The organism is Enterococcus sp. ZJ1622 (assembly GCF_011038845.1).
In the GTDB taxonomy this organism is placed as follows: Bacteria; Bacillota; Bacilli; order Lactobacillales; family Enterococcaceae; genus Enterococcus_B.
On sequence record NZ_JAAKDW010000012.1, the window covers coordinates 69,553 to 78,352 of the forward strand.

Annotated in this window: 14 protein-coding genes; 13 read left to right on the forward strand and 1 reads right to left on the reverse strand. The window is 37.4% G+C overall.

Annotated elements, in window-relative coordinates:
- Positions 1-7 precede the first annotated feature (7 nt).
- The 6 genes from G7Y42_RS11810 (at position 8) to G7Y42_RS11835 (ending at position 4,554) form a co-directional block, all read left to right on the forward strand.
- Positions 8-157: a hypothetical protein gene (locus G7Y42_RS11810; protein ID WP_165038269.1), complete on the forward strand. Its 150-nt coding sequence runs from the start codon at positions 8-10 to the stop codon at positions 155-157.
- Between the two features lie 80 nt (positions 158-237).
- Positions 238-834 carry a type IV toxin-antitoxin system AbiEi family antitoxin domain-containing protein gene (locus tag G7Y42_RS11815; protein ID WP_165038271.1) on the forward strand — a complete coding sequence of 199 codons (597 nt, stop codon included), beginning with the start codon at positions 238-240 and terminating at the stop codon, positions 832-834.
- 12 nt (positions 835-846) lie between these two features.
- Positions 847-1,746, forward strand: coding sequence for a nucleotidyl transferase AbiEii/AbiGii toxin family protein (locus G7Y42_RS11820; protein ID WP_002303483.1), 900 nt, complete (start codon positions 847-849; stop codon positions 1,744-1,746).
- A gap of 2 nt (positions 1,747-1,748) precedes the next feature.
- Positions 1,749-2,234, forward strand: a complete 486-nt coding sequence (gene ssb / locus G7Y42_RS11825) for a single-stranded DNA-binding protein (RefSeq protein ID WP_002325539.1) — start codon at positions 1,749-1,751, stop codon at positions 2,232-2,234.
- 586 nt (positions 2,235-2,820) lie between these two features.
- The gene (gene ltrA / locus G7Y42_RS11830; protein WP_165038273.1) at positions 2,821-4,143 is read left to right on the forward strand and encodes a group II intron reverse transcriptase/maturase; all 1,323 of its coding nucleotides are present in this window, start codon (positions 2,821-2,823) and stop codon (positions 4,141-4,143) included.
- Between the two features lie 153 nt (positions 4,144-4,296).
- The gene (locus G7Y42_RS11835; RefSeq protein ID WP_081129236.1) at positions 4,297-4,554 is read left to right on the forward strand and encodes a hypothetical protein; all 258 of its coding nucleotides are present in this window, start codon (positions 4,297-4,299) and stop codon (positions 4,552-4,554) included.
- A 159-nt stretch (positions 4,555-4,713) separates the two neighbouring features.
- Here G7Y42_RS11835 and G7Y42_RS11840 read toward each other — a convergent pair whose 3' ends face one another.
- Positions 4,714-4,836: a putative holin-like toxin gene (locus tag G7Y42_RS11840; protein ID WP_165038275.1), complete on the reverse strand. Its 123-nt coding sequence runs from the start codon at positions 4,834-4,836 to the stop codon at positions 4,714-4,716.
- A gap of 153 nt (positions 4,837-4,989) precedes the next feature.
- Here G7Y42_RS11840 and G7Y42_RS11845 point away from each other — a divergent pair, with 153 nt between their 5' ends.
- The 7 genes from G7Y42_RS11845 to G7Y42_RS11870 all read left to right on the forward strand — a co-directional run bounded on the left by G7Y42_RS11845 (position 4,990) and on the right by G7Y42_RS11870 (position 8,649).
- Positions 4,990-5,250: a hypothetical protein gene (locus tag G7Y42_RS11845; RefSeq protein ID WP_138315046.1), complete on the forward strand. Its 261-nt coding sequence runs from the start codon at positions 4,990-4,992 to the stop codon at positions 5,248-5,250.
- A gap of 442 nt (positions 5,251-5,692) precedes the next feature.
- The gene (locus G7Y42_RS11850; RefSeq protein WP_053812808.1) at positions 5,693-5,899 is read left to right on the forward strand and encodes a hypothetical protein; all 207 of its coding nucleotides are present in this window, start codon (positions 5,693-5,695) and stop codon (positions 5,897-5,899) included.
- Positions 5,899-6,150, forward strand: coding sequence for a hypothetical protein (locus G7Y42_RS11855; protein WP_002321890.1), 252 nt, complete (start codon positions 5,899-5,901; stop codon positions 6,148-6,150). Before G7Y42_RS11850 ends, G7Y42_RS11855 begins: the two co-directional genes overlap by 1 nt.
- 14 nt (positions 6,151-6,164) lie before the next feature.
- Positions 6,165-6,602 (forward strand): hypothetical protein, encoded by a 438-nt coding sequence (locus G7Y42_RS11860; RefSeq protein ID WP_165038277.1) that lies wholly within the window; start codon positions 6,165-6,167, stop codon positions 6,600-6,602.
- A complete protein-coding gene (locus G7Y42_RS11865) occupies positions 6,595-7,113 on the forward strand; it encodes a hypothetical protein (protein WP_165038279.1) in 519 nt (172 codons plus the stop codon). The genes G7Y42_RS11860 and G7Y42_RS11865 overlap by 8 nt, the downstream gene beginning before the upstream one ends.
- A 383-nt stretch (positions 7,114-7,496) precedes the next feature.
- On the forward strand, positions 7,497-7,694 hold the full coding sequence (locus G7Y42_RS15035; RefSeq protein WP_241161955.1) for a hypothetical protein: 198 nt from the start codon (positions 7,497-7,499) through the stop codon (positions 7,692-7,694).
- 160 nt (positions 7,695-7,854) lie between these two features.
- On the forward strand, positions 7,855-8,649 hold the full coding sequence (locus tag G7Y42_RS11870; protein ID WP_165038282.1) for a ParA family protein: 795 nt from the start codon (positions 7,855-7,857) through the stop codon (positions 8,647-8,649).
- The last annotated feature ends 151 nt before the right edge of the window (positions 8,650-8,800 follow it).

Sequence of the window (8,800 nt, forward strand, 5' to 3'; positions counted from 1 at the left end):
TAATCTTATGCGTAATACAACACACAAACAACAAGAAATCGAAAATCAAAAAGCCAAAATTCGTTCAGAACAGGAAAAAATGCGTGTCAGCAAACGAAGACTGCAGCAATTAAAGAACCAGCAGCGGATTCAAAAAGAAATTGAATTAGATCGATAAAATCTTCCTGGCTATTGTATACGTATAAACTTATGTTATACTATATTTATAAGTTTATACGTATACAAAGGAGGGAGAAAATGACAAAAGCAATGGTGTACAAGCTGTTAGAAGAGTTTAACGGAACTTTGGCTTTGAAGGATGCCAAAAAAGCGGGCATTTCTCCTGTAACGATCAAACGTATGGTAGATCGTGGAGAGCTGGATCGTGAGTATCCAGGTATTTTCACCTTACCTGGTCAATTTCCTGATGAATTGTTTATGGCACAAAAGAAATATGAGCGAGGCATTATTTCGCATATCACCGCGTTGGATTTATATGATTTAACGGATATGATCCCTAGACAGATCGATCTAACCGTACCTTACGGTTATCACGTTTCTGAAAAGGGGTTGAAGGAATTCGCAGTTGAGTTACACTATTCAAAAGCGGAATGGTATGAATTAGGTAAGATCGAAATAAAGAGTCGCTATGGGAATCCTGTTATAGCTTATGATCCAGAAAGAACCTTGTGTGACATTTGGAATCCCTGGTATAACGTTGAGGATGAAATCAAAGTAAAAGCAATCAAAAACTACATGGAGTCGGACAGAAAAAATCTTAGAAAATTGAATGAGTATCGACGAATTTTGCCTACAGACAAAACGATGCGCTCTTATATTATGGCTTTAAATTAAAGGAGAAGACACATGACACCTACGCAATTAAAAGCAAAAGTGAAGAATATTTCCAGAGAAAAAGAAGTTGATCCGCAGCTTGTTTTAAGACATTTTATGATGGAAAAATTCTTGGAAAAAATCTCAGAGTCTCCTTATCGTGAAAATTTTGTGTTAAAAGGCGGCTTCTTAATTGGCTCAAAGTATGGCATTGAAAATCGAACAACTAAAGACATTGATACGACTTTACGGGAAATGAAAGTAACCAAAGAAACATTGACAACGGTTCTAAACGATATTTTTTCAACGCCGACGAAAGAAGGCATTCAATTTGAGATTCAAGGAATGAAAGAAACGAGGGAAGCTGATTATTATCCAGGGTTTAGCTTACGTGTACTGGCACATTTGGAAAACATGCGGCCAGATTTTAAGGTAGACGTGACGACAGGTGACTCGATCTATCCTGCAACAATCACTCACAGTCATAAATTGATGTTTGAGGATCGAACGATTCCTTTGGAATCCTATCCTACAGAACAAATTATTGCTGAAAAATTAAGTGCAACCTTTGATTTTTTAACAGATAATTCAAGAGGAAAAGATTTTTATGATCTCTATACTATTCCTAAAATGGAGAAGATCGATGAGAAGACCTTGAAAGATAGTGTGAGAAATACATTTACACGTCGAGGAAAAACTGATCCGTTAAAGATTTACTATGAAAAGGATATGGATGTACTGAAAAATAGTCACGAGCTAAAAGATACTTGGAAGAAATATCAAAAAAGCAATCCTTATGCTGCGTCGATCACGTACGATGAGACAATGGATTCGATTAGTAATTTGATGGAAAAAGTGATTCACGTCGAAGAAAAAGAGCGAAAACTAGCTTATCAAAGACACCAACAGATGAATAGAGAAATGGAGAGATAAAGATGATTAATAATGTGACATTAGTAGGACGCTTAACCAAAGATCCCGATTTACGTTATACTGCAAGTGGCACAGCAGTAGCGACTTTTACCCTAGCTGTTAACCGCAATTTCACGAATCAAAACGGCAATCGAGAAGCTGATTTTATTAACTGTGTGATTTGGCGCAAACCAGCAGAAACGATGGCGACATTAGCTAAAAAAGGCAGTTTGATCGGCGTTGTCGGACGGATTCAAACCCGAACCTACGATAACCAACAAGGACAACGTGTGTATGTGACAGAAGTTGTGGCCGATAATTTCCAACTATTAGAAAGCAAAGCAGCGACAGAAAGCCGTGCGCACGCTGATCAATCGTCCACCAGTCCAAGCACCACCACTTTTGAACAACGGGATACAGCGACGCCTAACAACAATGGATTGAACGCTTCACAGAATCCATTTGGTGGACAATCAATCGATATTAGCGATGATGATCTACCGTTTTGAGTGCTTTGTCAAGCCTCATTCATTCTAACAGGTGAGAGTCCTGTTCTAGAAATTAGCCAGTTCGTCTAGATAGCTATGGTGTACGTATGCGGAGCAATCCAAGTGCGGAAGCGACACCGACTAACGTTGTCCCCCGTAGGCTAAATCAACAAGATTTGGTCTTACTTCAGCCAGTGGGAGCGAGCAAAACTACAGTCCGTAACGAAAGTGAACTTCCGATTAAGTGTCGTTAAGGTCAACTCAACGAGTATAGCTGAAAGAGTTGAGTTTTAGAACTGTCGAGCCTTTAAGACGGGGGCGAAGACTGGAATCACTGCTAGTCCAACTGGTAGATACCAGCAGTGAAGTTCTCGGCATATAGAAGATGGAATGTAGTGAAAGGTGAATGAGGAACAAAGGATACCCTACCTTGTCCTAGATAATCCCTCTAGGTAAGATTAGATATAAGGTAAGCACCGAAATTCTAATTAATGCAAGGACAGGGAGTCGGAGAGGTTCATAGTACCGATAATCATAGGAGACAACAAAACTCCATGTAGGGAAGGAACCTTACCTCTGCTGTACTTGCCGATGGGAGAGGAACTAGATGATTGCTAATAAGGCTATACACATCTTACCAAAGGTTCGAGTATTCCAACGGAAGTTATATCTATCGGCCAAGGCAGATAAGAAGCGAAAGTTTGGAAATTTATATGACAAAGTCTATCGAGAAGATTTTCTTAGCTCTGCATGGAATTGTGTAAAAAGAAATAAAGGCGCCGCGGGAATTGACTCGCAAACCCTTGAGGATATTGAGGAATATGGCGTACAAAAGTTTCTTGATGAGATTCAAGACCAGCTAAAAGGTAAGAAATATCGTCCGAAATCAGTGAAAAGAGTTTATATCCCAAAATCCAACGGAAATAAACGCCCATTAGGAATTCCTACTGTGAGAGATAGAGTGGTACAAACTGCTGTCAAGTTCGTTATTGAACCGATTTTCGAAGCAGATTTCCAAGAATTTTCTTATGGATTCAGACCTAGGAGAAATGCGAATCAGGCCATAAGAGAGATATACAAATATCTTAATTTTGGATGTAACTGGATAATCGATGCAGACCTAAAAGGTTATTTCGACACGATTCCCCATGATAAACTAATTCTCTTGGTTAAAGAGAGAATTACAGATAAGGCGATTATTAAATTACTAAATCTGTGGCTAAAAGCAGGTATCATGGAAAATCTTAAAATTAGGAATAATCTGCTCGGCACCCCACAGGGGGGCGTAATTTCACCGTTATTGGCGAATGTTTACCTAAATGGGCTAGATAGGTACTGGGCGATTAATAAATTCGATACAGATAGAAAACACGACGCACATCTTGTCAGATATGCCGATGATTATGTTGTTTTATGTCATCATAACCCTGAAAAGTACGATGAATTCGCCCGTAGACGGATTGATCAGCTAGGATTGGTAATTAATGAAGACAAAACACGAATTGCCCATGCTAGTGAGGGATTTGATTTTCTAGGATACACGATACGAAAAGGGAAATCTCAAACCACTGGCAAATGGAAGACGTACTATTATCCATCGAATAAGTCGATGAAATCTATTAAAGGGAAAGTAAAAGAAGTTATCCGATGTGGACAACACTTAGATTTGCCGGAAATAGTTGATCAGCTGAATCCGATTCTTAGAGGCTGGGGAAATTACTTTAAGGCTGGAAATTCAAAAGAACGATTCAAACAGATAGACCAATATGTTATTTATAATCTAACAATTATGCTTAGAAAGAAACATAAGAAAGCTGGTAAAGGATGGAGGGATCATCCGCCATCTTGGTATTACGTAAATCATGGGCTGGTATCCATAAGAGAAATGTGTACCAACATAAATGATGATAACGTGAGATACAAGAGGTAGCTAATTGTGTTTCATGTAGCTATAACGCCGAAGAAAGAAAGCGGTGGGAAAGCCGTGTAAGGGAGAACCTTACGCACGGTTTGACGAGGGGTTTCTGAGGAGATAACTTCAAATCAGCGACCTACTCTACAGTTCGAGAAAGAAGGAGTAAGCATGGCAAAAAACATTAGTCTAACGATGGATCTATTGATACCCGTTATTGCATTTATAGACGGTATTTCTTTGGGTATCACTGAAGATCCTTTGGTAAATAGAATTGCGAAAGGATCACTATTTCTTGTATTCGTGTATCTTGTCTGTTCTTATCTTTTAAAAAGAGCAGGAAAGGATAATTCCTTTTGGCGATTGACTAAAGTCACAATAGCAGCGACAGCTGTTATACTTACGGCTATTCTACCGCTTTATATGTAGGTTTAACGGGAAATCGTTGAACTTCTTGCGAAATATTGCTATAATGAACATGAAAAAGAGGAGTTGCGCGAACAACCCCTCATTAACAGCACCGTTTAAAGAACGGCGGCTCAGATTAATTATTTATTGAGAAATAACCGATCCTCGCTAAAGTGACGGTTATTTCTTTTTGTCATTTTTAAGCATATTTACAATCAAACTAATCAAAGCAATGGCAAACATACCAAAACCAAGAATGGTTTGAATTGTCTCATATGCGGACAAAAGGCTTACTCCTTTCATAGATTTTAGCACTTACATTCATAAGCACCACCACCTTCCAGAAGTCGCCACCGTCATTAAACTTTACTGTCTTGATCATTATAGCATATCTAAAATCGAATAAAAATTCTCAATTTTAGCTGTTTTTGCTATAATTTTAGCGAGGTGATCGTGATGGAACAATATATTGGTTTACTCGATAAAATTCGGGTGATCAAGACAAAGCCACTGCTTGTGCGATTTACATTACGTACAAATCATGAACCGATTAATTGTGTGGTGGCCAATATAGAAATAGCGGATAAATTGCTGATTTTGGAAGAAGGCAAGTATACTATTTCAGTGACAGGTCACTTCAATAAACGAAAGCAACTAGTCATTGAATCAATGCAAATTAGAAACCCTGATCATTTTACGCGATCGATGGGCATATAAAAGAAGAGCTGCAGTCCTAAATGAGGATTACAGCTCTTTTTGTTTTACATAGAAACAAGAAAAATGAAAAGGCCTTTTAGGAAGGCACAAGCGCCTTCTCAATTGAAAAACCTTTCTCTCACTCCAACCGCCACCGCCGTTCGAGAAGAAAGGAAGTGAACGTTGCACGTTCACTAAGATAAGGGGGCTTGCAAAGCAAGACAAAATAGAAAAAACTTCCTCTCACCAAAAGGTTCGTTCCTGTTCGCTATCTCTTTATTGATTTGCCAGACCGGCAACAAGTTGCCTTTTATCACCAAAAAGCGACAAGGACAAGGGTAAATGGCACGCTGCGCGCCCTTGTCCTTGTCGCTTTTCGTTGATTCATTCTGGCCAACAAATCAATAAAGAAAGAACTAACGAAAGGAAGTAAAACCTTTCCTAAGAGGAGGCAGAATCAATCATGCGAAAGAAATTTGATTATTGGGGTGTTCCCTTCAGCGAATTATTCCCAAACTACCATGCACCACATACTGTCGAATGCGACTGTGGAGAAAGAGCGAAATGTATCAAAAGCTATCGTTTGTACCAATGTCAAACATGCGGGAAAAAATACACCTTGTCTTATGGCGATTACATTTTGATTGATGAGAAAGGAAAGAAACGCTGATGAAAACACAGCACAAATTATTGACTGTAAAAGAAGTCGTTCAAATTTTGGTGGACAAAGAAGTCATTTCTGAAAAAGTAGCAGAAGCTTTACTTATTCCGCGGTACTGGACGATAGAAACCCCTTTAGTAGAGGATGCACCGACTATGCTATTTGAAGACCTAGTGAAGATTGCAGGATATGAACTGCATTATCAAGAAAACTTGGAAACTTATGAAAACGAATATTGGTTAACCGAATTAGAGAACTAAAAAGGAGAAAAAATATGGCTCAAAATTACTATGACGAATTTGTCAAATTACCTTTGGATAAAATGGCACAAAAAATGGAGGATATGACGTTTCTATATCAAGAAACGCGTGTACCTAAAAAGCATTATAAGGAAAAATTGTCAGTCGCAGTGGAAGAAATGATTGAATCAGGTGTCGAAATGAACCTCATTGCGACCTACTATCGAACGCTTGAAGAACTAAAAAAGCAAAATGGAAAATGGTTTTTTCAAGCTTTATTATGTTTGGAAGCAGGAGTAAAACCAAGCAATATTAAACCTTCTGAATATCAAGCATTAGAATTCACGTATGCAAAATTTGCCCAGATTAAAAAAGCAAAAGCAATGGCTAGTGACTGGTTAGAAACATTTGAAAATATCGAGAAAAATGGTGCATTTTATACAATTGAATCGGAGGAGAAAGATAATGACTAAATTAGAAGTAAAGGTAAAAATCAATTATTTTCATTTATTACCCACGATTGAAAATGGTGAAACGATTTTACGATTGGAAACGTCAAACTATATCATGGAAGTATATATGAAAAAACGAAATGAAACGGAAAGGACTGTTTGCTATAACCTGATTGAAAAGAAAAATGAATCATTCATTCATCATCAATTGATTCGTTCAGCTCTAATGGATGAAAAAATGAAAGAATTGAATCAGAAACCATTTGTTCATTATGATTATTATGTTCTTTTCAGTCAATTTTTGACGCAAAAAAGTGAGTTTGCTGTAGTGAATGGTTCTGGATATATCCTGACTGTTGAAAAAGATATTTATTTGGATTATCTAGAAAAAATGAAGAATCCGAGTGATGAAGAGTTGAAAAAAAGAAAGGAATTATATCAACTTTATCATTTTGATGAAGCAGAATTCTTGGAATTAGAATTAAATAACCAGCATATTCCGTATCAAAAGTTTTTAAGTAATCAATTCTAAAAGCATTTATACCGAAAAGTGAGAATGTGTGAAATAAGGACAAAAAACTAATAACTAAGTGAATGGTTCTTGTTTCACACCAATCGCTCCAACCGCCCCCGCCGCTTAGGTGGTGCGAAATAAGCGGGCAAAGGCCGACAACCTAAGAGAAAGCTAATGAGTTTGAGGCATGATAATCAATAAGTCGGGATGCAGGCTTTCTGCTGTAGTCATAGCTACAAAGGAAATTAGCAGTGTTCCGATAGACCGTTTCCATAAGTCTATTATCCAGGAACAAAATTCAATAGCCAAGGTTTAAAAGTTATTTAATAAGGAATAGCCCTAAGGGGTGACTGAAACGATGGAAGTCGTTTCAAAATATATATTACGAGAAGGAGATCCATATGAATAAAATCATTCCTCTATTGTTCGTACTGTTTGTTGGCGAAATATTTATGCGTCATGCTGTAGCTGTGTATTTAAACTTCGTAGTATTTTTGGCAATACTGGTGTTTTGTTTGATCTTTTGGCGGTTTGTATTAGCCTTTGTGTGTCTACTATTCAAGATGATCGCAGCTATATTTTTCATAGGGTTATTTTGATGAAAGGAAGAGTATCTATGTTGCTCGCAACAGGAAATAAACGATTTAGCTTTACAAGTATATGTCTTATAAAACGAAAATCAAGGAAGGTGTGCGAGTAGGAAAACAATTTAGACGAAAAGAAAGTTTAATGTACAACAAATAAAGAGAGGGAAAAATGATGACAAAATATATTACAATAAACAACAAAAAAGGCGGTACAGGAAAAACAAGCGTATCTTGTATGTTGGCAGTGTATCTCTCCCGATTTGGCAAAACATGTTTAATTGATTCAGATGAAAGTAGCAACGCGACAAAACGTTTTACAGAAGAAATCGAGGAACAGGCAGAATTGCCTCGTTTGTTTCGACGACAAGAAGTTATACCAATGTCGGTTAGAGAGCAGTTAGATCTTGTTGCGGGAACAGCTGAATTAGAATTAGTGAATGCTGAATTAATTCAACGAATCAATAATACATTGATCTTTAGCAGCTATATTCGTCAACATGATACGTTTAAAGGATATGATTATGTTGTGATTGATACACGAAATGATAGTAATATCATAACTAATAATATGTTAGCAGCGTCAGATCTTGTTTTAGGTGTATCTGATCCAAGTGCGGATGGCTTTGAAGCACTGTTGAATTTAAATGGTCATATTGAGTATCTATCCAATGAATTAACTGATGTGTTCACAGGGAAAAGCTACGTACATGCGAAGGTGCGCTATGTAGGAAATCAAATTGCGCATAATACTGATGTATCACGACAATTTAAACAAATAATTGCAACGAATGACATGTTCCTAGGGTATTTCCAGGATCGTACTGCATTTGATGAAGCAAGTTTACAACGTATTTCTTTATTGGATTTGTTTGAACAAGAAAAGTATCAGCAAAAACCCTATCAGGAATTTAAGAGGCAAACGTACAAGCTGTTAGAGAAGATCAAAGCATGTCTTGATCGTGATTAGGAGGCGAGCGAAGCAACGCCTCCTAAATACCTATGGAAAATACCTATGGAAAATACCTATGGAAAATACCTATGGAAAATACCTATGGAAAATACCTATGGAAAATACCTATGGAAAATACCTATGGAAAATACCTATGGAAAATACCTAT

What these genes read in the sequence shown, in the direction of transcription:
- G7Y42_RS11870 (WP_165038282.1), top strand. Translation starts at nt 7,855, where the DNA reads ATGACAAAATATATTACAATAAACAACAAAAAAGGCGGTACAGGAAAA.
- G7Y42_RS11855 (WP_002321890.1), top strand. Translation starts at nt 5,899, where the DNA reads ATGAAAACACAGCACAAATTATTGACTGTAAAAGAAGTCGTTCAAATT.
- G7Y42_RS11845 (WP_138315046.1), top strand. Translation starts at nt 4,990, where the DNA reads ATGGAACAATATATTGGTTTACTCGATAAAATTCGGGTGATCAAGACA.
- G7Y42_RS11810 (WP_165038269.1), top strand. Translation starts at nt 8, where the DNA reads ATGCGTAATACAACACACAAACAACAAGAAATCGAAAATCAAAAAGCC.
- G7Y42_RS11850 (WP_053812808.1), top strand. Translation starts at nt 5,693, where the DNA reads ATGCGAAAGAAATTTGATTATTGGGGTGTTCCCTTCAGCGAATTATTC.
- ltrA (WP_165038273.1), top strand. Translation starts at nt 2,821, where the DNA reads ATGATTGCTAATAAGGCTATACACATCTTACCAAAGGTTCGAGTATTC.
- G7Y42_RS11860 (WP_165038277.1), top strand. Translation starts at nt 6,165, where the DNA reads ATGGCTCAAAATTACTATGACGAATTTGTCAAATTACCTTTGGATAAA.
- G7Y42_RS11820 (WP_002303483.1), top strand. Translation starts at nt 847, where the DNA reads ATGACACCTACGCAATTAAAAGCAAAAGTGAAGAATATTTCCAGAGAA.
- G7Y42_RS11815 (WP_165038271.1), top strand. Translation starts at nt 238, where the DNA reads ATGACAAAAGCAATGGTGTACAAGCTGTTAGAAGAGTTTAACGGAACT.
- G7Y42_RS15035 (WP_241161955.1), top strand. Translation starts at nt 7,497, where the DNA reads ATGAATAAAATCATTCCTCTATTGTTCGTACTGTTTGTTGGCGAAATA.
- G7Y42_RS11840 (WP_165038275.1), bottom strand. Translation starts at nt 4,836, where the DNA reads ATGAAAGGAGTAAGCCTTTTGTCCGCATATGAGACAATTCAAACCATT.
- G7Y42_RS11865 (WP_165038279.1), top strand. Translation starts at nt 6,595, where the DNA reads ATGACTAAATTAGAAGTAAAGGTAAAAATCAATTATTTTCATTTATTA.
- ssb (WP_002325539.1), top strand. Translation starts at nt 1,749, where the DNA reads ATGATTAATAATGTGACATTAGTAGGACGCTTAACCAAAGATCCCGAT.
- G7Y42_RS11835 (WP_081129236.1), top strand. Translation starts at nt 4,297, where the DNA reads ATGGCAAAAAACATTAGTCTAACGATGGATCTATTGATACCCGTTATT.